Below are 24962 nucleotides of genomic sequence, written 5' to 3'. Positions count from 1 at the left end.
GGCGATGCTCGCCGCGCTTTCAGGCGCACTCGCCGTGGCGGCGGGTGCGTTTGGCGCGCATGGCGCCGAGGGCCAGGCGGCGGAATGGCTGCGGACCGGCGGGCAGTATCAGCTGATCCATGCCGTGGCGGCCTTGGTCGCGGTGCGGATGCAGGCGCGGGGCCGGCGTGGCTGTTCGTTGGCGGAGCCGGGCTGTTCGCGGGAACGCTGTATTTGATGGCGCTGGGGATGCCGCGCTGGCTGGGAGCGATCACGCCGATCGGCGGCGCGGCGCTGATCGTCGGCTGGATCTGGCTGGCGATATCGGCGGCGCGCCTGAGGTAAAACCCTCCCGGTGAAGAGCGCCTATTCGGGGCCGACGATCTTCGCGATCTGCGCCGCCGTTACCGGATGATAGGTCGTCCGCGCTTCCTCGAAGAAGCGCTTCGCGATCGGCTTGCCCCAATCACCCTGCTGCATCAGCCCTTCGTAGATCGGGCGGATCAGCAGGCCGCGGCCGACGCTGGTGACGAAGACGCCGATCGAAGTGAGCGCCGGATCGTAGCGATTGGCGATCGCGAGCTCGGCCCAGGCCGAGCGGACATAGGCATTGGTCGAGCCGGAAAGGCCGAGCGTGTCGTCGAGCTCCTTCAGGCGCGCAGGCGTCTGCTGGCGGGGCAGGCCATTAAGGAAGCGCAGCCACTGCTGGGTTGCCCAGCCCTTCGGATCGACCGCGGCCACCGGACCGCCCGCCTTCACCGCAGCGAGCTGGGCGTCGACCTTGGCAAGCGTGGCCGATTCGACGTGGACGGCGTTCTCGGGAAGCCCGGGCTGATAGGCCCAGCGATCGAGCTGGAGCTTCGCCTCGAGCGCTGCGTCGCCTTTGATCAGATTGGTGCGGATATCGGCAAGGAAGCCGGCGGTGGTCTGCGGCTGGAAGGCGTGGCGATCGAAATAGGAGCGCAGATAGGCGTCGAAGCGGGTGCGGCCAACCGCGCGCTCGATCGTGCGCAGCAACGTCGAGCCCTTGAAATAGTCCAGCTGGCCGGCGGTGGTGCCCGGGTCGCCGTGGAGACGCGTGGTCGGCGCCGACTGCCCCCCCGCCTCCGCGATGTCCCTGTTGAGCCCGTCCCAGTCGAGATCTGCGTACATCGCGGCGCGTTCGGGGCCGTAGACCGCCTCCATGATGCGGTTCTCGAAATAGGTGGTGAAGCCCTCGTTGAGCCACGAATCGGACCAGGTCGCGTTGGTGACGAGATTGCCCGACCAGCTGTGCGCGAGCTCGTGCGCGACGACGTCGGTGTTCGAGCGGTCGCCGGTGATGATCGTCGGGGTGAGGAAGGTGAGCGTGGGGTTCTCCATCCCGCCGAACGGGAAGCTCGGCGGCAATACGAGCATGTCGTAGCGGCCCCAGCGATAGGGGCCGTAAAGCGCCTCGGCCGCATCGATCATCTTCTCGACGTCGCCGACTTCATAGGCGGCGGCATCGAGCATGCTCGGCTCGCTCCACACGCCGGAGCGCTTGCCTGTAGCCTTGAAGGCGAGATCGCCCACCGCGAGCGCGATGAGATAGGGCGGGACCGGCTTGTCCATGCGGAAGCGAAAGCGGCGCTTCCGATGGGGCACGAGCGTGCCTTTGGCGCCGTCGAGCCGCGCGCCGCTCATCACCGCGACGAAGCCGTCGGGCACGGTGAGCGTCGCCGACCAGGTCTGGCGGATGCCGGGGCTGTCCTGGGTGGGGATCCAGCTGCGATTGTTGATCGGCTGGCCCTGGCTGAAGAGATAGGGCTGCTTCTTGCCGGCAGTGAGTTCGGGTGACAGCCATTGCAGCGCGCTGGCGCCGGGCCTGGTCTTGTAACGGATCGCGATGCGGTTGTTGTCGCCCGGGAGCGTGATGGTGAGCGCCGAGCCCAGCTCCTTGTCGCTCGGGCCGACGAAATAGTGGAGCGGCCGGTGACGTGCGTCGGTGATTTCGAGGATGTCGAGATCGTCAATGTCGAGCGTGATGCGTTCGGTACCCCGCGCTACGAGGACGTCGAGCAGCGCGCGGCCGGAGAGTGTTTTGGTCGCAAAATCGACGTCGAGGTCGAGATCGACATGCGTGACGCGCGCGCCCTCTGGTTCGGCGTGGGTCCAGACGTCCTTTGCCTCGGGAGTGGTGAGGATCGGCGCGGGCCTGGCCTGCTGGGCGGCGGCGGGGACGGCGATCGCGAGCGCGGCGATCGCGGGAAGGAGAATACGCATGGCGCGTTGCTATGCCGATCGCGGCTGAACGGCAACCGGGTCGCCCCCGGCTTCGGGTCCTGAACTTGCCCGCTCCTCCTCCCCCCGCTATCGCGCCGCGATGCAACCGTCCGACCTCCGCGTCGCCATGTTCAGCGGCAATTACAATTACGTCCGCGACGGCGCGAACCAGGCGCTCAACAAGCTGGCCGGCTATCTGCTGTCGCAGGGGGTGACGCTCAGGATCTATTCGCCGACCACCGACACTCCCGCCTTCCCGCCCACCGGCGATCTCGTCAGCGTTCCCGCCCTCCCCGTCCCCGGCGGCCGCGCCGAGTATAAATTCGCGTGGCACCTGCCGCGCACCACCCGCGAGGACCTCGCCGCCTTCAAGCCCAATCTCGTCCACGTCTCGGCGCCGGAAATACTCGGCCACCGCGCGGTCAGCTGGGCGCGCGCAAACGGGCTCGCGACGGTCGCCTCGCTTCACACCCGCTTCGAAACCTATCCGGCTTATTATGGCATCGGCTTCCTCGCGCCGCTGATGATCAAGGGACTGACTCGCTTCTACAATCGCGTCGACCAGGTCGTGACTCCCGGCGAATCCATGGCCGAACTGATCCGCTCCTGGGGTGTGACCAGGCCGGTTCGCATCTGGTCGCGCGGCGTCGATCACGCCCGCTTCGCTCCCGACCGGCGCGACATGGCATGGCGCCGCGGCCTCGGCATCCACGACGACGAGTTCGCGGTCGGCTTTCTCGGCCGGCTGGTGCTCGAAAAGGGTCTCGACATCTTCGCCGACGTCTGCGCCGCCTTGCGCGACCGCGGGGTCCGCCACCGCGTTCTCGTCATCGGCGACGGCCCGGCACGCGACTGGTTCGCCGAGCGGGTTCCCGATGCCGCCTTTGCCGGCTTCCAGCGCGGCGACGATCTCGGCCGCGCGGTCGCTTCGATGGACGTCCTGTTCAACCCCTCGGTCACCGAGACTTTCGGCAACGTCACGCTCGAGGCGATGGCCTGCGGCATCCCCGTCGTCGCCGCGCGCGCAACCGGCGCGGTCGACCTGATCGAGGACGGGATCAACGGCTTCCTCGTCCCTCCGCGCGACGTCGACGCCTATACCGGGGCGATCGCCCGCCTCGTCGCCGATCCCGCGCTCCACAAGGCGCAAGGCACCGCTGGCCACGCCAAAGCCCAGACCTATCAATGGGATGCGATCAACCAGAAGGTGATCGACACTTATCTCGAAGTCATGGAACGCCGCGCCGCGCCGCCGCGCTGAGGCTCGCACTCCGCAAAAGTATCGGATATGGCGTGCGCATGTCCTTCGCCCTGCTTCTGGCCGCCACGCTCCAGTCGGTCGAGCCGATCGACTTGCCGGCGCTCGACGCCGCGATCGAGCGCTGCGAACGCGCCACGATCCTCCCGATCTTTGCGGCCGAAGCGCGGCGGCGCAGTGCGGCGGTGACGGCATTCTATCAGGAGCAGGTCCAGATCGTCGCCGAACGCGTCGCCACTGCGGACCGGCGGCGCGCGCTGCGCGAGAGCCCGTCGACGCCGCCGGAGGCGCCCGCCGCATCGGATCAGACGCTCGCGCTTCGCCAGCTGGCACTCGACGATCGCCAGCGCGCGCTCGACGATCAGCGTCGCCTCGAGACCATGCGGCAGGAAGCGGTGGACCTGAAGCGCCAATATTTCCTGATGCGCTGCCCGGCCGACCGGAAGCCCGGCTAGGCCCGTCGCTTTACGCGATTTTCACGCCACAACCCCGGCTAGCCCCCGGCGATTTTACGCCGGGTCGCCGATCTGGAAGGCTCCGTTCTCGTGGAGTCCGACCGAATGTCCCCTGCTTCCCCCGCCCCCGCCGGGCGCTCCCGCCTGGCGCTCCTCACCCTCGGCGCGATCGGGGTGGTCTATGGGGATATCGGCACCAGCCCGCTTTATGCCTTTCGCGAAGCGCTGGCGCAGATGGGCGCGGCAGTCGGGCCGGCGGAAATCCTCGGGGTGCTCAGCCTCGCACTCTGGGCGCTGATCATCGTCGTCACGATCAAATATGTCCTGTTCCTCACCCGCGCCGACAATCATGGCGAAGGCGGCGTGCTCTCGCTGATGGCGCTCGCCAACGGCGCGACCGGCGGCCGCTGGCGGATCGTCCTGCTGCTCGGCGCGATCGGCGCGGCGCTGTTCTATGGCGATGCGATCATTACGCCCGCGCTCTCGGTGCTGTCGGCGGTCGAAGGGCTCAAGAGCGTCCCCGGCCTCGGCGCCGCGATCACGCCCGGGATCACCATCGGGATCGCGCTCGGCATCCTCGTCGCATTGTTCGCGGTCCAGGCGCACGGCACCGCCAAAGTAGCGCGGCTGTTCGGCCCGGTCTGCGTCGTCTGGTTCATTGCGATCGGCGGGCTGGGCCTGCTCCACATCGCCGACCAGCCCGGGATCCTGCTCGCCTTCAATCCGTGGTACGGTATTTCGCTGCTCGCCACCCACGGCACCATCGGCCTGTTCGTGCTCGGGGCGGTGTTCCTCACCGTCACCGGCGCCGAGGCGCTGATCGCCGACATGGGGCATTTCGGGCGGCGGCCGATCCAGCTCGGTTGGCTGGGCCTGGTCTGGCCGGCGCTGACGCTCAACTATCTCGGCCAGGGCGCGCTGGCGCTGTCGACGCTCGAAACCGCGCAGGCCGCGGGCCAGCCCTTCGCCAATGCCGACTGGTTCTTCCTGATGGCGCCCGACGCACTGCGCGCGCCGCTGGTCATCCTCGCCACCGCGGCGACGATCATCGCCAGCCAGGCAGTGATCACCGGTGCCTTTTCGCTCACCAGCCAGGCGATCGCGCTCGGCCTGCTGCCGCGGATGCGTATCCTCCAGACCGCCGCCGATGCGCGCGGCCAGATCTACATGCCGGCGATCAACTGGTTGCTGCTCGCCGGCGTCGTCGCACTGGTCCTCGCCTTCCGCACCAGCTCTTCGATGGCCGCCGCCTATGGCATCGCCGTCACCGGCACGATGGTGGTCACCACCTGCCTCGCATTCGTCATCCTGTGGAAGGCGTGGCGCTGGCAGCCCGAGCGCGCGGCACTCTTCATCCTGCCTTTGCTGTTGCTCGATCTGTTCTTCTTCGGCGCCAACATCCTGCGCGTCGCCGAAGGCGGCTGGGTGCCGCTGCTGGTCGGCGCGCTGATCGGCGTCACGATCTGGAGCTGGATGGCCGGCAAGCATGCGGCGACCTTGGCCATCGGACGCCGCGCCGTGCCGATCGCCGAGCTCGCCGCGTCGATCGAACGCCGCCCGCCGCCGATCGTGGAGGGCACGGCGGTGTTCCTCACCCAGGACAATCGCAGCGCACCCTCGGCGCTGCTCCACAGCCTCAAGCACGCCAAGGCGCTCCATGCCCGCAATCTGCTCCTGTCGGTGACGACGGTCGACCGGCCCTCGGTCCCCGAAGGCGAACGGCTCGTGATCGAGCCGGTCGACGGCCGCTTCGTGCGCGGAACGCTCAGTTATGGCTATATGGACCGGGTCGATTTGCCGAGCGATCTCTCGCGCGGCTATGACGGGCTTCTCCAGGCGGGGGGATTGAGCTTCTATGTCGGACGCAACACGCTGCGCCGCGCCCGCGCGTCGCGACTGCCTGGATGGATGATGCCGATCTACGCCTTCCTGCATCGCAACGCCGCCGATCCGACGGGATTCATGGGCATTCCCGCCAATCGCGTCGTGGAACTCGGCGCGCAGGTCGAATTGTGACCCGCATCGAGCAATGGGCCGCGTTCGTGCGGGGCCTCGCAGCCCTCACCGCCATCACCGCGATCACCGGTGCCGCGACGATCGAGGCATTGCGGATCGGCCCTGCCGCCGCGGGTCTGCTCTATCTGCTCCCGGTGCTCTGGGTCTCGGCCCGCGCCGGGCTGGCCGCGGGACTGGCGAGCGCCGGATTCGCCGCCTTCTGCTACAATTTCTTCCTGCTCGAGCCGCGCTACACCCTGCGCATCCACGGCCTCGGCGATGTCGCGGCCTTCGCAGTGCTCACCATCGTCGCGATTGTGACCAGCCGCCTCGCCTCGGGCCTCCGCGCCCGCGAGATGGAAGCGCAGGAGCGCGCCGAGGCGAGCGCCGCCGAAGCCGAGTTCGCCGCTTTGCTCGCCAAGGCGCATCGCCACGACACGCTCGATGCGATGGCGCTCGCCTTCCTCGCCGAACGATATGGCGATGCCCAGTTGATCCGTGGGGACGATCTCGCCGCGAAGCGCACCGCGCTCGCCCCGCTCGATGCGGCGGCCGCGGCGTGGGCGCTTCACAATGACGGACCGAGCGGGCATGCGAGCGAGGTGATGCCCTCCGCCGACTTTCGCTTCGTGCCGCTCGCGCCGGGCGGCGAAGACGTGCTCGCGCTCGCAGCCGGGGCGCATCCGCGGCCGCGCGATGGCGAGGTCGCCCGTGCCTTCGCCCGTTTATGGGTGCAGGCGCGCGACCGGCTGACCGCCGAGGCCGAGCGTCGGGCGCGCGAGGAAGCCGATCAGCGCGACGCGGTTCGTCGGGCGCTGCTCGCCGCGCTGGGCCATGATTTCCGCACGCCGCTCACCGTGCTCAAATCGGGGCTCGCCGAGCTCGACGGCGATGCGCCCGCCCGGCTCGGCCTCGAAGTGGATCGCATCATCCGGCTGAGCGAAGATCTGATCGCCACCGCCCGCATCGAAAGCGGGCAACCGGTGCGTCTCGATCCGGTCGATCTGGTCGACATCGTCGCCGCCGCCACGCCCCGGACGGCGGGGGTCACGCTCAGGACCGAATTGCCCGACGATCTGCCGCTGGTCCGCGCCGACGCGGTGATGCTTACCCACGTTCTCGGCAATCTGATCCACAATGCGCTCCGCCACGCCCGCGCAGAGGTGGTGATCGCCGCCCGCGCCGCCGGCGAGGCGGTCGAGCTCGCGGTGTGCGATGACGGTTCGGGGATCGACCCCGCCGTCGCCGCCACTATCTTCGATCGCTTCATCTCGGGCGGGGATCGCGAGGGCGGCCTCGGCCTCGGCCTCGCGATCGCCCGCGATCTCGCCACCGCGATGGGGGCGAGCCTGTCGGCTGCCGATGCGCCGGGCGGGGGCGCCTGCTTCACGGTGCGGCTCGCGATATTCCCGGCTCGGGGGCTTCCCACATGACCGGCGGGATTCTCGTGGTCGACGACGAGCCCGGCATTCGCCGTCTCGTCGCCGCGATATTGGCCCGCGGCGGTTTCGTCGCGCACGAGGCAGCCGATGCGCGGACCGCGCTGGCGCTTGCCGGGCGCGCTCCCGATGCGGCGATCGTCGATCTCGGCCTGCCCGACCGCGACGGGCTCGAACTGGTCGCCGGCTTCGCCGCGCGTGGCCTGCCGACTCTCGTCCTGTCGGCCCGGCTCGATACCGCCGACAAGGTGGCGGCGCTCGATCTCGGCGCCGATGACTATCTCACGAAACCGTTCGACGGCGACGAGTTGCTGGCGCGACTGCGCGTCATCCTGCGCCGGTCGGGCCGGCGCGACGACGGGGTGCTCGCCTACGGTCGCTTCCGGATCGAGGCGGCATTCCATCGCGCCACGCTCGACGGCGAACTGCTGGAGCTGACCCCGCGCGAATTCGCGTTGCTGTCGGCGCTCGTCGCCGGGGGCGGCCGGGTGCTCACGCATCGCGTATTGCTCAGCCAGGTCTGGGGGCCGGCGCACGTCTCGGACCTCGAATATCTGCGGGTCGCCATTCGTGCCCTGCGCAGGAAGGTCGAGGCGGCGCCCGCCGCCCCGACTCTGATCCTCAATGAACCAGGCGTCGGCTACCGGGTTGCTCCCTGACCTTTCCGTCATCCCGGCACAAGCCAGGATCTCATTGCCAGTCGAACGCCAGCGGCGCCTCGCGAAACGCAAACCGGTCGAGATGCCGCGCCACGGCGCCCTTCAGACCTTCCAGCTGCTCGTCGCTCGACGCATCGATCCGCACTTCCAGACCGGTCTCGGCGACGTTGAAGGTCGCCACCGCATCGCCCGGATGATTGGCGCCGCGCGCATCCTTCGGGAAGATCACCGTGCCGTTTTCGGGGGTGAACTCCACCTCGAGATTGTGCTCCCAATGCTTGCACAATTGCTGGAGATATTTGCTCGCGCTCATAGTCGGCACCAGCGCCGTTGCGCTCGCAGTCGTCATCGTCATGGTCTCTTCCTTCCCCTGCGGTGCCAGTCCCAGCCGGCGCCGCAGCATCTCCAGTCGCGGCATTTCAGAGCCGCTCGATCTTCCGCGCCGCTTCGTCGAGGATGTCGGCGACTGCGTGCAACGTATCGGGATCAACTTCCGAACCGCCCAGTCGCTCCTGCAACACGGCGCGTAAATTGCCCATCGCACGGCGAATCGGGCCGCCACTGGTACGTGCGTGATGTTCGCCGAGTTCGGCGAGGCGCTGGAACAGCGCTTCGACTTCGGCCGCCTTCGCGACGAGTTCGGCAGTGCCCGCCTCGGTGATCGCGAAGGCCTTACGCGCGCCCTCGGCCTTCGCCTCGACCAGGCCCATGTCGTCGAGCATGGTCAGCGTCGGATAGATCACGCCGGGGCTCGGCGCATAGGCGCCACCCGAACGCTCCTCGATCTCGCGGATCAAATCGTAGCCGTGGCGCGGCTGTTCCTCGATCAGCTTGAGCAGGACGAGGCGCAGCTCGCCGCCGTCGAACATCCGGCGTCCGCGCCCGCCGCCGCGGCCGCCTTCGCGGCCCTCGTGCATGCCCCAGCCGCCAAAGCCCCCGCGGCCCCAGCCGCCGCCGCGCGGCCCGCCGTGCCGGCCGCCACAGTCCTGGCCGCGCTCGCCGCGGCCGTGGTTAAATCCAAATCGCATGTTCATTCCTTCTAAATCGAATCACGATGCGTCTAAGATATATCTTGATAGGCTGAGCGCAAGCCCGAAAATTGACTTGTGGGAAATGTTCATGAAATGTTCCGTTTCGCAGTCTTGAGGTGAGGCATGGCAATTCAAGGGGCGATGACAGGAAGCGCGTTCGCGGCGCGTTGGTGTCGCGTGGCAGGTGCGTTTGTGTTGCGCGAGGGCGCACAGGTGCCGCGTCGCTGGCGCGTGTGCGTGGCGAGAGCGGCGCATCCCCGTCGCGCTGCCGTCGCTTCGGCATGACCGGGAGAGGAGCCTCAGCGATGCACCGCGAATCGAGTCAAGCGGAGTCAACCAAGCTCCATTTCGCCGGTGTAAAAGCGCAGCGCTCCGGCCTATCTATCGGTGCGATGGCTGATCTTTTCGCGACCGACGAACAACCCGCTCCCGCCGAAGTGCCGACCAGCGGCCCGCTCGCCGATCGCCTGCGTCCCCGCCAGCTCGACGAAGTGGTCGGCCAGGAACACCTCACCGGTCCCGAGGGCGCGATCGGGCGCATGGTCGCCGCGGGCAAGCTCAGCTCGATCATCCTGTGGGGTCCGCCCGGCACCGGCAAGACCACGATCGCCCGCCTGCTCGCCGCCGCGGTGGGGCTGCGCTTCGTCGCGATCTCGGCGGTCTTCTCGGGCGTCGCCGATCTCAAAAAGGTCTTCGCCGAGGCGCGCGAATATGCCCGGCTCGGCCGAAAGACCCTGCTCTTCGTCGACGAGATCCATCGATTCAATCGCGCCCAGCAGGACGGTTTCCTGCCCTATGTAGAGGACGGTACCGTCACCTTGGTCGGGGCTACGACCGAGAACCCCTCGTTCGAGCTCAATGCGGCACTGCTCAGCCGCGCGCAGGTCCTCATCCTCCAGCGGCTCGGCCATGAGGCTTTGTGCAAGCTGCTCGACCGCGCCGAGGCGCTCGAGGATCGCCCCCTCCCCCTCACGCCCGAGGCACGCGATGCGCTGGTCGCCAGCGCCGACGGCGACGGCCGCTTCCTGCTCAACCAGGCCGAGACGCTCTTCTCGGTCAGCTTCGAGGCGCCGCTGACGCCCGCGGCACTCGGCGATTTCCTCCAGCGCCGCGTCGCGGTCTACGACAAGGACCGCGAGGGCCATTACAACCTCATCTCGGCGCTGCATAAGTCGATCCGCGGCAGCGACCCGCAGGCCGCGCTTTATTATCTCGCCCGGATGCTGACCGCCGGCGAGGAGCCGCTCTACGTGCTGCGCCGCCTGACCCGCGCGGCGGTGGAGGATATCGGCCTCGCCGACCCCAATGCGCTCGTCCAGTGCATCGCGGCCAAGGATACCTACGACTTTCTCGGCTCGCCCGAGGGCGAGCTCGCGATCGCGCAGGCGTGCCTCTATCTCGCCACTGCGCCCAAATCGAATGCGGCCTATGCCGCGCAGAAGGCGGCGTGGCGCTCGGCGAAGGAAACCGGGTCGCTGATGCCGCCCCAGAACATCCTCAACGCGCCGACCAAGCTGATGAAGCAGATCGGCTACGGCAAGGGCTATACCTACGATCACGACGCCGAGGGCGGCTTTTCGGGCGACAATTACTGGCCCGACGAGATGACCCCGCAGACCTTCTACGCCCCCACCGATCGCGGCATGGAAAAGCGCATCGCCGAGCGCATGGCGTGGTGGGACGAGATGCGGGAAAAGCGCCGCGATGGCTGACTCTATTTTCGTCATCCCGGCGAAGGCCGGGATCCAGAGCCACAGGCGAGATCGCTCGAGATTCGGCACCCCGGCCTTTGCCGGGATAACGGATAAAAGGTGAAGCGATGGGTGATTGGGAAGAAGCCGTCGCCTTTGCGCGCACCCTGCCCGACGTGGTGATGGAAAGCTGGTGGGGCACGCTTTGTCCCAAGATCAACGGCAAGGGGCTGATGTCGCCCGGACGCGAGAAGGACAGCTTCGCCCTGATGGTCACCCATCCCGAAAAGCAGATCCTGTTCGAAACCGATCCGGACACCTTCTGGCAGACGGATCACTACGCCAATTATCCGATGCTGCTGGTCCGCTACGGCACCGGCAGCCGCGAGCGGATCACCCTCTACATCCAGCGCGCCTGGTGGGACCGCGCGAAGAAGCCGCAGCGCGTGGCCGCGGGAATGGGAGAGCGGCCTTGAGCTTCGACTGGGACGATGCGGTCGCCCATGCGCGCGCCTTTCCCGGCGTGACGATGGGTGCAGGCGCCAGGGGTTCGGTCTCGCCGCAGGTCCGCGGCCGACAGATCGTCTCCCAGGGGCGAGCGCCTGGAACCTATGTGCTTCGCGCCACGCGCGAGGAGATCGCAGTGCTCAAGGACACCGATCCCGAGACCTTCTGGCAGACGCCGCAATATGAGGGCTGGCCCACCGTGATCGTCCATGCCGCGAGCGCGGAGCCCGAGCGAATGAAGCTGCTGATCGCGCGCGCGTGGTGGGACCGGGCAAGCCTGTCGCAGCGCGCCGCCGCCGGAATGGAAGCGCGGCCATGATCCCGCGCCGCTCGCTCCTCCCGCGGGAAGGATAGGTGCCTCCCTTCACGGACTTCATTGCCATCGACTGGTCGGGCCAGGCGGCCGAGCGGCCGAAAGGACTCGCGGTCGCCCATGCCCGAGCGGGCAGCGACGCCCCCGAACTGGTCGACCGCGCCTGGTCGCGGCAGGACATCCTCGAATGGCTGGACCAACTCGCCGCCGACGGCACCCGCGCGCTGATCGGGCTCGATCTCTCTCCCGCCTTCCCCGTTCACGACGAAGGCGCCTATTTCCCCGGCTGGGATATGTCGCCCGCTGACGGCCCCGCGCTCTGGAAGCTGGTCGACCAGCTCAGCGCCGACGATCCGCATCTGGCCGCGACCAGCTTCGTCAACCACCCCGACGCCCGCCGTCATTTCCGCCAGCGCGGCGATTGCGGTGACCTCTTCCCCCCGGGCCGGGGTCGTTTTCGGGTTTGCGAACAAGGGCAGGAGGCGATGCGGCTATCGCCCTATAGCTGCTTCAATCTCGTCGGTGCCTCGCAGGTGGGCAAATCGAGCCTCACCGGCATGCGCGTGCTGCATCGGCTGCGCGGCAAGATCGGGTTGTGGCCCTTCGATCCCGTCCCCGAAACCGGCCCGGTGCTGGTCGAAATCTATACGGCGCTCGCCGCCCGCCTCGCCGGAATGCGCAAGGGCATCTCCAAGATCCGCGATGGCGAGACTCTCGATACGATGCTCGCCGCGTTCGGGTCGGCTCCGCACCGTCGCCTGCCCCGTTATGACGACCACGCCACCGATGCGATGCTCTCGGCCGCATGGCTGCGCGTCGCCGCCGTGCAATCAAACCTCTGGTCACCGCGGCTGCTCACGCCAGAGCTCGCGCAAACCGAAGGCTGGACCTTCGGGGTGCCCTGACCCGATCGGTCCGAACGCCCGGGAAGCGACGGCTTCCCGGGCGTCGAACCCGCTTCAGGCGAAGATCGCCTCGAGGTCCGCCGGCGCCACGCCTTCCTTGACGTTGCGCAGCTCGACATAGACGCACGACTGCACCGTCACCATCACCATGCTACCCAGCGCGCTGACGATCGCGGTGACCAGCGAGACAGCAATGACCGATCCGGTCGCGGCGACCGCGACGGTCAACAGGCCCACGGGGATGCTGAGCAGCCAAAGTCCGACCAGGACCAGCAGCATCGTCAGGAAGATCCGCCAGCGCGAACCCTCGGTAAGCGCCATGCTGCGCCCGAAAGCTTCGATCACGCCGACCTTCTCCTGCACATAGACCGGCACCACTACCGACCAGCACAACCACAGGATGATGCCCGGCACGATCAGCAGCAGCATCGCGAGACCGACGCCGAGCGCCAGCAGGATACCGATACCGATCATCGGCAGGATCATCGACACGCCGACTGTCAGGCATTGCGCGAAAACGGGCTTCTCGCCCGACAGATGCGTCACGGTCGCGCGGGTGAGCGACGCCTGAAGCACCGCGTTGGTCACCATTGCGACCAGCCAGCCCACGAACAGCGGGCCGAGATATGCCGCACTCAGGAGCGCGCTGAAATCGGGTTGCGCCGCGTTGAGATTCACGCCGAAGCTAGTTTGCCAGAGATTCAGGGCAAAGGCCGGCACTCCGGACAAGATCAGCGCGAGTCCGGCGAACAGCCCCAGATTCGATCTGACTGTTTCAAACGATCGCGAAATGACGCTGGCGATTTCGTATCGCCCCTCTCCAGCTTCGGCCATAATTCCCCCTTGTTCACGGGCGAACGATCTCGCCACGCCCGAACGTGAACCGAAACTGGGTGCGAAGTCCAGTCTGAACGGCTTTTCAGGCCGAGCCGGATCGGTTACGTCCGCGGCGTGGGGGCGATCAAGGCAATGGCGGAAGGTTCCGCGACAGACTCGGTCGCGGCCGCGCATGCGAAGCTGCGCGCGCGGACCGATATCCAGTTCGAGCTGCCGGCCGCCAAGCCCCCGGAGGTGCCCGCATGGCTGCGCTGGCTTGGACGCGCGCTCGAGCCGCTCGGCCCCTATATGGGCTGGATCTTCTGGACATTGGTTGCGCTCGGTGCCGCGACGATCCTGTGGCTCATCGTGCGGAGCCTGCTGCACAAGCGGGGCCAGACGGATGCGCATGCCGCGCCGGAAGGTGAAATCTCCACCTGGCGACCTGAGGAAAAAGTGGCGCGCGCGCTGCTCGCCGAAGCCGACGCAATGGCCGCCGAAGGCCGCTATGAGGAAGCCGCCCGCCTGCTGCTCCATCGCGGCCTCGAGGATATCGCCCGCAATCGGCCCCGGCTGCTCCGCCCGGCGCTCACCAGCCGCGAGATCGGCGCCATGGCGGGGCTGCCCGAACGCGTTCGGGCCGCTTTCGTCGCGCTCGCGGCGCCGGTCGAGCGGAGCCTGTTCGCCGGCCGCAGTCTTGCGCGCGCCGACTGGGAAGAAGCCCGGGCGGCATATGGCGCCTTCGCCCTGCCGGGTTCGTGGAAATGAACGGCGCTTCGACCCCCGCCTTCGCTGCGCGCACAATGCTGACCCTCGTCGCACTCGCAACTGTCGGCTTCCTCTCATTCCTGTTGCTGTTCGCCTATGCCGACGACTTGCGGCCGGCCCGCAATGGCGGCACGCACGCGCTGTCGACCTCGGCAGTCGGATTTGCGGGCCTCGCCGATCTGGTCAAGCACACCGGTGGCGAAGCGCGCATGGTGCGCAGCGAGGCCGACCTGGACGATGCCAGCTTCGTGATCCTGACCCCCGGCCCGGGAACCGACCCCGCCGCGGTCAAACGCATCCTCGAGCGCCGTCAGGGGCTATCCACGCTCGTGATCTTGCCGAAATGGGTCACCGCGCCCTTGCCCAACAACCCCCAATGGGTGCGTGCGACCAGCACGATTCCGGAGTTCATGGCTGCGCTGCCGATTTCGGAAGTCGTTCAGGTCGCCATCAAAAGCCCCGCCGGCCACGGCCTGCGCACGATTTCTGGAACCGGGCTGGAGCCCGTGTCCACCGACCCGCATGGTGCCACGCTCGTCGCCTCCCACGGCGATAGCCTGCTCACCATCACCGCGGATCCCGATCTGTTCGACAATAAGGGACTCGCGACGCGCGAGGGCGCCGAGCGGGCGATGCAGATCCTCGACGAACTCGGTGCGACCGAAGATGCTGTCGCCTTCGATCTCACGCTGCACGGCTTCGGGCGGAATCCAAACCTGCTCAAGCTCGCGTTCGAGGCGCCGTTCCTGCCGCTCACGCTGTGCGTCCTCGTCGCGGCGTTGCTGGCGGGCTGGCACGCGATGCTGCGCTTCGGACCGGCAGCCTCACCCGGGCGCGGCCTTGCCTTCGGCAAGCGCGCGCTCGCCGACAACGGCGCAGCGTTGCTACGCCTCGCCCGGCGCCGCCACCGGACCGGAGAGCGCTATGGGGCGCTCGTCCGCGAGACCGCCGCTCTGGCCACCGGTGCGCCGGCGGGATTGAGCGGCGACGCACTCGACCACTATCTCGATCGCCTCGACCCCGCCGGCGAACCCTTTTCGAGCATGGCTGCCCGCGCCGCCGATGCTCCCGACACGCGCCGCCTGCTCGATGCAGCGCGCGATCTTTATCATTGGAAGAGGACCGTGACGCGTGAACATCGATGAAGTGAAGGCGCTCGGCGATGCGATCCGCAGCGAAGTGGCCAAGGCCGTGGTCGGCCTCGACGACGCCGTCGAGCTGATGCTGGTCGCTTTGTTCGCCTCGGGTCACATCCTGCTCGAAGGGCCGCCCGGCACTGCCAAGACCTTCCTTGCGCAATGCTTCGCGCGCGCGGCGGGGCTCGATTACGGTCGCATCCAGTTCACGCCAGACTTGCTGCCAGGCGACATTCTCGGTTCCAACCTGTTCAATTTCCAGACCTCGTCCTTCACGCTGACCCGCGGGCCGATCTTCACCGAGCTGCTGCTCGCCGACGAGATCAATCGCACCCCGCCCAAGACGCAGGCGGCATTGCTCGAAGCGATGCAGGAGCGCACGGTCACGATCGACGGCGTCGATCATCGGCTGAGCGACCGCTTCATGGTGGTCGCCACGCAGAACCCGATCGAGAATCAGGGCGTCTATCCGCTGCCCGAGGCACAGCTCGACCGGTTCCTGTTCAAATATGTCGTCGGCTACCCTTCGGCAGAAGAAGAGCGACGGCTGGTCGCGGCGATGGGCAATCGCTTCGGCACACCGCATCCCGAAGATTGGGGAGTGACTCGCGTTGCCGACGCCGCGACGATCCGCGCCGCCGCCGATGCAGTCTCGGTCAACCGCCTCGCCGATGAAATCGTCGATTATGTCGTCCGTCTCGTCCGCGCCACGCGCAGCACGGGCGATCTCCAACTCGGCGCCTCGCCGCGTGCGGCCGCGACGCTCGCCGCCGCCGCACGCGCCTATGCCGCGCTCGACGGCCGCGACTTCGTGTTGCCCGACGACGTCAAGCGCCTCGCCCCCGCGGCGCTGCGGCACCGCGTCCTCTTGTCCCCGGCCGCGGAGATCGACGGCCGCTCGGCCGATGCAGTGATCGCGGCACTCGTCGAGCAGGTCGAGGCGCCGCGTTGATACGCCCGACGCGACGAAGCACAATGCTGCTGGCGGCCGGCGCGCCGCTCGCATTGCTGCTGGGCGTCGTCGCGCCGCATCTCTGGTTCGTCGGGCTGATCTGGGTGCCGCTCGTCCTGACCTTGATCGGACTCGACGCGCTGTTCGCCGCTCCGCCGCCGGACATCCGGCTGCACTGCCCCGGCGCGATCGAGATCGGCGCGCCGCTGGTTGTCGAGATCGCCGTCGAGCGCGGCGTCCGGTCGCCCGGCACGATCGAACTGGCGATCGCCACCGGACCGCGGCTTGCGCCGCTCGCCGACGATCGCGTCCATATCCGCTCCGACGAGCAAACCGCACTGATCGCCTTCACTGCGATCCGCCGCGGATCGGATGGTTTGCGCGAGCTCTGGAGCCGCTGGACCGGGCCGCTCGGGCTGATCTGGCGCCAGCGCGTCGAACCGCTCGACCGGGGCGTCGTGATCACCCCCGACATCCGCCCGGTGCGCGATGCGGCGACGATGCTGCTGCGCGACGCGCAGATCGGAGAGATGATGCGGGTCGATCGCGGCGAGGGCAGCGAATTCGACGCCCTCGCCGAATGGCGCTCGGGGATGGAACGCCGCTCGATCGACTGGAACCACAGCGCGCGCCACCTCAAGCTGGTCGCGCGCGAGAACCGGATCGAGCGCAACAACCAGATCGTGTTCGCGATCGATGCGGGCCGCGCGATGTGCGAGCCCGTCGCCGGCCTGCCGCGGATCGACCGCGCGATCACCGCCGCGCTGCTCGCCGCTTATTCCGCGCTCAAGCTGGGGGACCGCGTCGGCCTGTTCGGTTTCGATTCGAAGCCGCGCATCGCATCCGGCACCGTATCGGGCACGCGCGCCTTTCCGCTGATGCAGCGGCTCGCCGGCGAGCTCGACTATAGCACGGCCGAGACCAATTTCACCCTCGCGCTCGCCACGCTGGCAGGCGATCTGACGCGCCGCTCGCTGATCGTCGTGTTCACCGAGTTCACCGACCAGGCCGGTGCCGAACTGATGATCCGCGCCGCCGCCAGCCTGATGAAGCGACATCTCGTGCTGTTCGTCATCCTCGAAGATGTGGAGCTCGAAGCCATCGCCGCGGCCGAGCCGCGGGCGATCGACGATGTTTCGCGCGCGGTCGCTGCGGCGGCAATGTTGCGCGAGCGCCGGATCGTCGTATCGCGACTGCGCCATCTCGGCATCCACGTGCTCGAAGCGGCACACGACGCCGTCGGCCCCGCGCTGGTGCGGCAATATCTCGACTTCAAGCGAAGGAATTTGCTGTGAACGCGGACCCGAGCGGCGGGCGTTTCCGCGCGTCGCGCCAGCACGATTGGGAACGGCTCGAAACGCTGATCGACCGCATCGAGCGTGGCCGCGCGCCCTCGCTGAGCGACGAGGATCTGTTCGAACTTCCGGTGCTGTATCGCGCCACTTTGTCGTCACTGTCGGTCGCACGCGAGACTTCGCTCGACGTCGATCTGGTGGCCTATCTCGAATCGCTCGCCACCCGCGCCTATTTCATCCTCTACGGCGTCCAGCCGCCGCTATGGCGCCGGGTGAGCGGCTTCTTCGCACAGGCGTGGCCTGAGGCGATCCGCAGGATCGGGCGCGAGACCCTCGTCGCGGTGTTGCTGACGATGGTCGGCGCGGTCGCGGCTTATCTGCTGGTGATCCGCGATCCGGCGTGGTTCTACGCGATCGTCCCCGCCGATCTTGCGGGCGGGCGCGGCCCCCAGTCGTCGGCCGACGAATTGCGCGCGGTGCTCTATCATTCCGAGGGAGCGCTCGCGGTGTTCGCGGCGATGCTGTTCACGCATAATAGCCAGGTCTCGCTGATGTGCTTCGCGCTCGGCTTCGCGTTCGGCGTGCCGACGGTGCTGCTGCTTCTCTACAATGGCTGCATCCTCGGCGCCTTCCTCGCGATCTACGTTTCGAAAGGCCTCGGGCTACAGCTCACTGCGTGGCTTTCGATTCACGGCACTACCGAGCTGTTCGCGATCGCTCTCGCCGGCGCCGCGGGGCTGCACATCGGCATGGCGGTCGCCTTTCCCGGCCGGTCGTCACGTGGCGACGCAGCCGTCGCGGCGGGCCGCACTGCGGCGATCGTGATGCTTGGCGTGGTGGTGATGCTGGGCGTCGCCGGGCTGCTCGAAGGCGTCGGCCGCCAGGTCGTGCAGAGCGACGTGGCGCGCGCCGCGATCGGCGGAGCGGCGCTGCTCGGCTGGCTGCTTTATTTCTATTGCCTGCCCCTGCGCGAGAGCGCCGATGGCTGATCTCCGCGCCACAGCCGCCAGGAACGATGTTCGCGAATTCGTCACGCCTGAAGGCGTCGATCTCGGCCTGCGCCTCGGCAGCGTCGGCGAACGCGCCGGCGCCTTCGTGCTCGACTTGCTGATCATCGTCGGCCTGCTGTTCGTATTTACGTTCGTAACGATCTTTCTGTTCATCGGCGTCGCCAGCGGCGGCGGGCAGGCGGCGCTACAGACCCTTGCCGCGACCTGGCTGCTGGGGTTCTTCGTGCTGCGCAACTTCTACTTCACGGCGTTCGAGCTCGGCACCCGTTCGGCGACGATCGGAAAGCGCGTCATGAAGCTGCGTGTGGTCGCCCGCGACGGGCGACGCCTTTCCGGACACGCAGTCGTCGCGCGCAACGCGATGCGCGAGCTCGAATTCTTCCTGCCGCTTTCCTTCCTCGCTTACGAGACCAGCCAAGGGCTCGCCGGCTTCGCGATGTCGGCCGCGGGATTGCTGTGGAGCGGCGGCTTCCTGCTCTTTCCGCTGTTCAACCGCGATCATATGCGGGTCGGCGATCTGATCGCCGGCACCTGGGTCGTCCGGCTGCCGCGGCGCAGGCTCGGCGCCAGCGTGCTCGGCGTGGATGCGCCCGATCGCTATTCGTTCACCGATCAGCAGCTCGCGGCTTACGGCGAATTCGAACTCCAGAAGCTCGAGGACGTGCTGCGCAGACAGGACGAACTCGCGATGATCGTCGTGGCCCGCACGATCCGCGCGCGTATCGGCTGGGCCGGCGACGAAAGCGACGAACTGGCGTTCCTGCGCGCTTATTATGCGGCGCTCTGCACGCGTCTCGAACGCGGCATGCTGTTCGGCAAGCGCCGGCGCGACAAGCACGACGCGACATAATCCGATCTGGACGCACCGTCCGGGCGCAAGCCGTCGTGCCTCGCGCGGGCCGGAAGGCGATGCCGCGACTTTCTCACGATACCCGCCCCTTATTTCAGACGCGCCAGCAGATCTTCGAGCGAAGGTTCTGGCTCCGGCATTTCGTAACTCGCGTCGATCATCGAGCCGAGCACAGACTCGCGAGAGCCCCAGCCGAAGCGCTCGCGCACGATGTGTTGCAGGTTCGTCAGCAGCGGGATGCGCAGCTCGCGCAGCTTGATCAGCTCGCCGCCCGGAAAGACCATCGCGTTGCGTAGTCCGGACACCGACGACGCATTGCCCAGCGTCCGCGCCGTCGCCGACAGGATGTGCGCGACCACCTGGCGACTGCCCACCGCACCCGGCTCTTGCACCATCGCCAGCCGGTACAGCGTGTTGAACCCCAGCATCGCCGAGATCAGGAAGAAGAACTCGAGATGGGTGAACATCACCCCGAACTCGCTGGCGCCCGACGGGCTGGCCCAGCGCAGCGCGAGGCTCAACTGGCGCGCGGCGAAGAAGTCGCTCGCCCAGCCGCCTATCACCGGCGCGATTCCCGCCGCGACCGCGCATATCATTGCGTTCGAGGCCATGAACCCGGTCGCGCCACTCGGCGGACTGAGCTTCAGGACGATGTTTCCCGAGGCGAGCCCGACGCCCGCGCCCGAGGCGCCCATCAAGACATGGAGCACCACCAGATAGGCAGCGCGCAATGTCTGCCCCTCGACTTCGCTCGCGAACGCCATCGCCGCCACGCACAGGATGAACATCGGCGTGGCGACGCCCAGCACCGATTTGTTGGCGAAACGGTCGCTGAGCACGCCCCAGCCGCGGATCACTGCCAGGTTGGCGATCTGGCTGATGAAGCTCAGCACCAGCACGAAGCCCATGCTGAACCCGAGCTCGCGGACGAAATACACCGTGAAGAAGGGCGTCGCGAGGTTCACTGCGAATTGCCAGCTGGCCAGATAGCCCAGCATCGAGCGGAAGTTACGATCGCGCAACGGCGCGGCGAGCAGCCGGTAGATGGGCACGCTTTCGCTCGATGCCGGCATGCGCGGCTCGGGCACGCGGGCGAGCGCCGCAGTGCTCACCAATCCGCAGACGAAGCCGAACGAATAGAGCGTCGCGAAGATGTAATCGCCGGTCGCGCGGTCGCTCCCGGCACGCTCGAGCGCGAGCGCGCCGCCCACGGTCGCCAGCGCACTCACTGCAGTGCCGTACATCGTCCGGCGCGAGAAGAAGCGGCCGAGCCGGTCCGCGGGCACGAGGTCGCGCATCCAGCTGTTCCAGCTGCACGCGCCCACTGCGTTGAGTCCGTAATGGAGCAGCGCGGCGGCGATCAGCACGCCCGCGGCGAGCCCCCGATCGGGGATGAACGGCACTGCCGCATAGACGGGTAGCGCGAGCCGCGCCACGAACACGCACGCGACCGAGATCCGCCGCCGGGTGCGGAGGCGCTCCACCAGGGTCACCGCCGGCGCCTGCAGGATCTGGGTAAACAAAGGGATCGCCGCGAGCAGGCCGATTTCGAGGTTGCTCGCGCCGATGTGGAGCGCCAGCGCGAGCAGCACCACGCCGCTGTTCAGCGCCCCGATCGCGGTCGCGAACGAGGCGTCGACGAGCAGATAGCGCAGCCCGCGCCGAAGCTCGCCTTCGGTGACGCTGCTCTGCGGGGCCAGCATGCCTAAAAGACGCCCGGACCGCTTCGATGCCGTTCGCCCATCCGCGCTCCTCCGCTATGCCTGCCGGACCCGTCGGGCGACGCGCACCGCGCCGCCCGTCCTCCGACCTGTCACACGCCGAACGGCTTTTGCAGCGCGGATATCCCCGGAACGTGCGGTTCCTTAGCCAAAACCAGGCCGATCGGCAGCAGGCGCGCGACGTCCTGCAGACAAGAGGGCGGTGCGACTGAAGACTCTCCCCGAAAACCCTCTGTCTCCGCTGGCGGAGTTAGGCCGTAGGCTCATAAAAAGCTGCCGGTCCGCTAGCGCCCCATTTGCAGAAGCGAGGGAGGCATCGTAACTTGCCAGTAACCGGCCATCCGTCCAGTTGGTGACCGAGCCTCGGGAACGAGCCATGCGCCAGAGTGAACGGATGAACAGCGCGGCTAATGACTGGGAAGCCGCGCCGTGGGACGCGTGCGACGAGGTCGCTGATAGACAACTTGAAGGTTACCGCGAACGCTCTGTCAAGCCGATCCAATGGCAGGCAATTCGCAGCATCGTTCCCAACGGCAAGCTGTTTGGATTGGAGAAGCAGTGGTTCGTATCTCGCGATGTCGAATATTTCGCTGAGCATGGCGACGAACAGTTATTGCTGATCCAGCTTGCATGGCATGGATTTCCCGATCCGCCAGAATGGGGTTTGGTCTCAAGGGCGGCAGGAAACGAAAACGCGCGGTGGAGCGAATGGGGCTATTTCGCGCATCTGCCTGCTTGCTGGTCGCTTCCTCAGGACCAATAGATACCTGTCCGCCTTTTGATCTGACGCCTTGGAAGCCGACAGTCTGCTTTCCACCCAGTCCCGGACATTGGTAGTCGGCAAAGCGGACGCCGGAAGCGGGCTGGATACCGCCCAGTTGCGGACATCCGCTGCAAAGGGCATCCCCGCGTGGAGGAGCCGATGTATGCGAATAATCTTCTGCTTACTGCTGGGTCTCGTCGCGGTGTTCTTCGCGTTCGTCGGCGGGACCATCCCGCTCATGCTTCCTTCGCAAGCCGCCAAAGACCGAGCTTATTATCAGCAGTTCAAAACTGCCGCAGCTTACATCGACAATAATGGGCAGCTACCTGCAAACGAACCTGGCGGTTGGCGAAATACAGGCGACGTCGGCCCTCTCATACGATCATCAACCGAAATCCCAAACGACTGCGATCCGTCGTTCAAGAAGGCTCCCGCTGACCGTCTTATCCTGTCGTTCTGGCGAGGCGAGTGGACGGAGTGCTATGCATATCCTTCTGCTCGCACCACCTTGCCGATGAGTGTCCAAGCCTACCTGTTATCCGGCGTGGGCATGAATCTGGTCATTTACTGGCTCCTCGCAGCGGCAGCGGCTTGGGGCGCAATCCGTTTGCGACCGCGAAGAGGCGCTTCAGTGCTGTCGCCTTTGAGCGGCAGCTAACCACCCATAGTCGGTCGTTCAGCCCTTGCGCCGAAAGCGGTCGTTTATGAGTCCCCAACCTAGGCGGCCTGGGTTGCCGGCAGCGCGACGCTCTCCGCCGCCATTTCATCCTCCTGCTCGGCCCAGCGGGCCGCGAGGCGGCGGTAGGTCGCCAGCGCCTGCCCCACCACCTGATCCATATTGTAATAGCGATAGGTGGCCAGCCGCCCGACGAAGCTCACATCGGGCTGCGCCAGCGCGAGCGCCTCGTAGCGTTTGAACAGCGCCTGGTTTTCGGGGCGCGGGATCGGATAATAAGGATCGCCCTCGGCACTGGGATATTCGTAGGTGATGCTGGTCCGGTCGCACACCTGGCCGGTGAGGTGCTTATACTCGGTGACCCGGGTGTAAGGCACATCTTCCGACGGGTAATTGACCACCGCCACCGCCAGATGCTGCTCGGCATCGACCGTCTCGTGGCGGAACTGCAGCGAGCGGTAGGGCAGCTTGCCGTAGCAATAGCCGAAATACTCGTCGATCGGGCCGGTAAAGACGAGGTGCTGGTGCGGATAGGCCTCCCGTGCTTCGCAGAAATCGACGCCCAGCAGCAGATCGATGTTCGGGTGATCGAGCATCCGCTCGAACATCCTGGTATAACCCTCGGCCGGCATCGCCTGGAATTTATCGGTGAAATAGCGATCGTCGGTGTTGGTCCGCGTCGGCACGCGCGAGGTGACCGACTTGTCGAGCTCCGACGGATCCATTCCCCATTGCTTGCGCGTATAGCCCTGGAAGAAGGTCTCGTAGAGCTCGCGGCCCACCGCCGAAATCACCACATCCGCCGACGTACGCACCACCTCCACCGGCTCGGCGCGCGAGGCAAGGAATGCCGCGGCTTCCTCTTCGGTCTCGAGATCGAGCCCGTAGAGCAGGTTGAGCGTATTGCGGTTGATCGGCATCGGCACCAGCTTGCCGTCCACCTCGGCGAGCACGCGATGCTCATATCGCCGCCACTCGGTGAATTGCGACAGATAGTCGAACACTTCGGCCGAATTGGTGTGGAAGATGTGCGGGCCATATTGATGGATCAGCACCCCGGCATCGTCGCGCCGGTCAAAGGCGTTGCCCGCGATATGCGGCCGCCGATCGACCACCAACACGCGCTTGCCGGCGACGGCGAGCCGCTCGGCCATCACCGCGCCGGCAAAGCCCGCGCCGACTACCATCACGTCATAGGCCTGCGTCCGCCCGGCCGGCCAGACAACCGGCGAGACCACCGGTCGGACATGCGCGCGCTTCGCGATCGCTTCCTCGATCAGACTGGTCATCGCCGCGGACGTGCGATCCCAGCTGATCGTCTTGAGCATCGCGTCGACCGGGCCTAGCCACTCCGAGCCTCGCGACAGCGCCAGCGCCGACTCGCAACTGGCGATGAATTCGGCCGGCGACCCGGCGATCTCGACGGCTTCCATCTCGCCATAATGCCGGATCACATCGGTGATCGGAGTCGAAACCACCGGACAGCCCGCCGCGAGATATTCGGGGGTCTTGGTCGGGCTGATGAAGCGCGTCGCCTCGTTGATCGCGAACGGCATCAGCGCAATGTCCCAACCGCGCAGATAATCGGGCAACTCGGCATATTGCTTGCCGCCGAGATAATGCAGGTTCGGGCGACGCGGCAGATCGTTCTCGCTGATCTTGACCACCGGGCCGACGATCACCAGCGACCATTCGGGCCGCGCATCGGCGAGTTCCGCGAGCAAAGCGAGGTCCATCCGCTCGTCGACCACGCCGTAGAAGCCCAGCCGCGGACCGGGGATGTCCGCCTGATCGGCGGGCTCGGCGCCCGGAGCACGGGCCGCCGCGAAATGCGCCGCCTCGACGCTCGATGGAAAGGGATGAACCCCCGGATGGCGTCCGTTTTTGGCCTCATAGAGGCTGTAGCCGCCGGTGAAGACGAGGTCGGCTTGCTCGATCAGCCGCTGTTCGAGCGGCAGCAGCTCGGGCGGCGCGCCTTTGAAGTTGGCGAGCTCGTCCATGCAATCATAGACCACGCACGCGGCGGCGACATGCTCCGAGAAGGGAAGCATCATCGGCGTATAATACCAGCGCAGCACCGGCCCGGCCGGGTTTTCGTCTATTGCCTGGTCGACCAGCGCCTTGAGCGCGGCCATCTCCTCGGCGGGGCTCAGCCCGGCGGGCAGTTGCGGCACGAGCACGATGACACCGGTTTTCTCGCACATCGTGACATCGAGACGCGGTTCGGCAGCGCCGTAATCAGGTTCTTCCCAGAACAATACGCGCCAATCCCGCGCAAATCTGGCCATCAGATGTTGCGGGCGCTGGAGAACGAAATTCCAGCGCAGATGGCTGAAGCAAAGCAGAGTACCCTTGGCGCCTTCGGCATCCTCGGGAAAGAAAAGAGGAGTATCGATACGCTGCTCGATCATGCGGGAAACCTTGCTCGTTGATGAACGAGCCTAGAACCCTCGGACCTGATTCGGGTTCCTGAAGTATAACAATTTCAGTCACTTGATC

The 24962-nt window shown here is 67.0% G+C and carries 23 protein-coding genes and 1 pseudogene; 18 read left to right on the top strand and 6 right to left on the bottom strand.

Features of this window, described 5'->3' with window-relative positions; genetic code table 11:
• Positions 1-4: 4 nt before the first annotated feature.
• Positions 5-324 (top strand): annotated as a pseudogene (locus tag CVN68_RS00625) (DUF423 domain-containing protein).
• A gap of 21 nt (positions 325-345) precedes the next feature.
• Here the strand turns inward: CVN68_RS00625 and CVN68_RS00620 are convergent.
• Complete coding sequence (locus CVN68_RS00620) at positions 346-2223, bottom strand: M1 family metallopeptidase (protein ID WP_100280492.1); 1878 nt, start codon at positions 2221-2223, stop codon at positions 346-348.
• A 100-nt stretch (positions 2224-2323) separates the two neighbouring features.
• On the opposite strand from CVN68_RS00620, the gene CVN68_RS00615 reads away from it, so the two are divergent.
• The 5 genes from CVN68_RS00615 (at position 2324) to CVN68_RS00595 (ending at position 8029) form a co-directional block, all read left to right on the top strand.
• On the top strand, positions 2324-3484 hold the full coding sequence (locus CVN68_RS00615) for a glycosyltransferase family 4 protein (RefSeq protein ID WP_100280491.1): 1161 nt from the start codon (positions 2324-2326) through the stop codon (positions 3482-3484).
• 38 nt (positions 3485-3522) lie between these two features.
• Positions 3523-3936: a hypothetical protein gene (locus CVN68_RS00610; protein WP_100280490.1), complete on the top strand. Its 414-nt coding sequence runs from the start codon at positions 3523-3525 to the stop codon at positions 3934-3936.
• 105 nt (positions 3937-4041) lie between these two features.
• Entirely contained in the window at positions 4042-5952 is a 1911-nt protein-coding gene (locus CVN68_RS00605; protein ID WP_100280489.1) for a potassium transporter Kup, read from the top strand.
• Entirely contained in the window at positions 5949-7364 is a 1416-nt protein-coding gene (locus CVN68_RS00600; protein WP_158298639.1) for a DUF4118 domain-containing protein, read from the top strand. Before CVN68_RS00605 ends, CVN68_RS00600 begins: the two co-directional genes overlap by 4 nt.
• Entirely contained in the window at positions 7361-8029 is a 669-nt protein-coding gene (locus tag CVN68_RS00595; protein ID WP_100280487.1) for a response regulator, read from the top strand. The genes CVN68_RS00600 and CVN68_RS00595 overlap by 4 nt, the downstream gene beginning before the upstream one ends.
• 31 nt (positions 8030-8060) lie before the next feature.
• Here the strand turns inward: CVN68_RS00595 and CVN68_RS00590 are convergent, their stop codons facing one another.
• Positions 8061-8384 carry a DUF2218 domain-containing protein gene (locus CVN68_RS00590; protein ID WP_100284129.1) on the bottom strand — a complete coding sequence of 108 codons (324 nt, stop codon included), beginning with the start codon at positions 8382-8384 and terminating at the stop codon, positions 8061-8063.
• Between the two features lie 64 nt (positions 8385-8448).
• The gene (locus CVN68_RS00585) at positions 8449-9057 is read right to left on the bottom strand and encodes a PadR family transcriptional regulator (RefSeq protein WP_100284128.1); all 609 of its coding nucleotides are present in this window, start codon (positions 9055-9057) and stop codon (positions 8449-8451) included.
• A 395-nt stretch (positions 9058-9452) separates the two neighbouring features.
• Between CVN68_RS00585 and CVN68_RS00580 the strand changes: the two genes are divergently transcribed.
• The 4 genes from CVN68_RS00580 (at position 9453) to CVN68_RS00565 (ending at position 12476) form a co-directional block, all read left to right on the top strand.
• The gene (locus tag CVN68_RS00580) at positions 9453-10772 is read left to right on the top strand and encodes a replication-associated recombination protein A (RefSeq protein WP_100280486.1); all 1320 of its coding nucleotides are present in this window, start codon (positions 9453-9455) and stop codon (positions 10770-10772) included.
• A 107-nt stretch (positions 10773-10879) separates the two neighbouring features.
• The gene (locus CVN68_RS00575; protein WP_100280485.1) at positions 10880-11227 is read left to right on the top strand and encodes a hypothetical protein; all 348 of its coding nucleotides are present in this window, start codon (positions 10880-10882) and stop codon (positions 11225-11227) included.
• Positions 11224-11577, top strand: a complete 354-nt coding sequence (locus CVN68_RS00570; protein ID WP_100280484.1) for a hypothetical protein — start codon at positions 11224-11226, stop codon at positions 11575-11577. The genes CVN68_RS00575 and CVN68_RS00570 overlap by 4 nt, the downstream gene beginning before the upstream one ends.
• Before the next feature lie 35 nt (positions 11578-11612).
• Positions 11613-12476, top strand: a complete 864-nt coding sequence (locus CVN68_RS00565) for a hypothetical protein (protein ID WP_100280483.1) — start codon at positions 11613-11615, stop codon at positions 12474-12476.
• A gap of 54 nt (positions 12477-12530) precedes the next feature.
• Here the strand turns inward: CVN68_RS00565 and CVN68_RS00560 are convergent, their stop codons facing one another.
• Positions 12531-13154, bottom strand: coding sequence for a hypothetical protein (locus CVN68_RS00560; RefSeq protein ID WP_158298638.1), 624 nt, complete (start codon positions 13152-13154; stop codon positions 12531-12533).
• 291 nt (positions 13155-13445) lie between these two features.
• On the opposite strand from CVN68_RS00560, the gene CVN68_RS00555 reads away from it, so the two are divergent.
• The 6 genes from CVN68_RS00555 to CVN68_RS00530 are packed head-to-tail and all read left to right on the top strand — an operon-like array spanning position 13446 to position 19303.
• Positions 13446-14060, top strand: a complete 615-nt coding sequence (locus CVN68_RS00555; RefSeq protein WP_100284127.1) for a hypothetical protein — start codon at positions 13446-13448, stop codon at positions 14058-14060.
• Entirely contained in the window at positions 14057-15205 is a 1149-nt protein-coding gene (locus CVN68_RS00550; RefSeq protein ID WP_100280481.1) for a DUF4350 domain-containing protein, read from the top strand. Before CVN68_RS00555 ends, CVN68_RS00550 begins: the two co-directional genes overlap by 4 nt.
• Positions 15192-16148, top strand: a complete 957-nt coding sequence (locus tag CVN68_RS00545) for an AAA family ATPase (protein ID WP_100280480.1) — start codon at positions 15192-15194, stop codon at positions 16146-16148. Before CVN68_RS00550 ends, CVN68_RS00545 begins: the two co-directional genes overlap by 14 nt.
• A gap of 23 nt (positions 16149-16171) precedes the next feature.
• Positions 16172-17443 (top strand): DUF58 domain-containing protein, encoded by a 1272-nt coding sequence (locus CVN68_RS00540; protein WP_233503499.1) that lies wholly within the window; start codon positions 16172-16174, stop codon positions 17441-17443.
• Positions 17440-18432, top strand: coding sequence for a stage II sporulation protein M (locus tag CVN68_RS00535; RefSeq protein ID WP_233503498.1), 993 nt, complete (start codon positions 17440-17442; stop codon positions 18430-18432). Before CVN68_RS00540 ends, CVN68_RS00535 begins: the two co-directional genes overlap by 4 nt.
• Entirely contained in the window at positions 18425-19303 is an 879-nt protein-coding gene (locus CVN68_RS00530) for an RDD family protein (RefSeq protein WP_100280477.1), read from the top strand. Before CVN68_RS00535 ends, CVN68_RS00530 begins: the two co-directional genes overlap by 8 nt.
• 89 nt (positions 19304-19392) lie before the next feature.
• Here CVN68_RS00530 and CVN68_RS00525 read toward each other — a convergent pair whose 3' ends face one another.
• Complete coding sequence (locus CVN68_RS00525) at positions 19393-21006, bottom strand: MFS transporter (protein WP_100280476.1); 1614 nt, start codon at positions 21004-21006, stop codon at positions 19393-19395.
• A 394-nt stretch (positions 21007-21400) separates the two neighbouring features.
• Between CVN68_RS00525 and CVN68_RS00520 the strand changes: the two genes are divergently transcribed.
• Both CVN68_RS00520 and CVN68_RS22905 read left to right on the top strand, forming a co-directional pair.
• Entirely contained in the window at positions 21401-21787 is a 387-nt protein-coding gene (locus CVN68_RS00520) for a hypothetical protein (protein WP_158298637.1), read from the top strand.
• Positions 21788-21950: 163 nt separating this feature from the next.
• Positions 21951-22445, top strand: coding sequence for a hypothetical protein (locus tag CVN68_RS22905; protein ID WP_158298636.1), 495 nt, complete (start codon positions 21951-21953; stop codon positions 22443-22445).
• 59 nt (positions 22446-22504) lie between these two features.
• Here CVN68_RS22905 and glf read toward each other — a convergent pair whose 3' ends face one another.
• Positions 22505-24874, bottom strand: coding sequence for a UDP-galactopyranose mutase (glf, locus tag CVN68_RS00515; protein WP_233503497.1), 2370 nt, complete (start codon positions 24872-24874; stop codon positions 22505-22507).
• Between the last annotated feature and the right edge of the window lie 88 nt (positions 24875-24962).

The sequence above is a fragment of the Sphingomonas psychrotolerans genome, from assembly GCF_002796605.1.
Lineage (GTDB): Bacteria > Pseudomonadota > Alphaproteobacteria > Sphingomonadales > Sphingomonadaceae > Sphingomonas > Sphingomonas psychrotolerans.
Note: the sequence above shows the minus strand (reverse complement) of the source record. Positions and strands in the feature narration are given on the sequence as shown.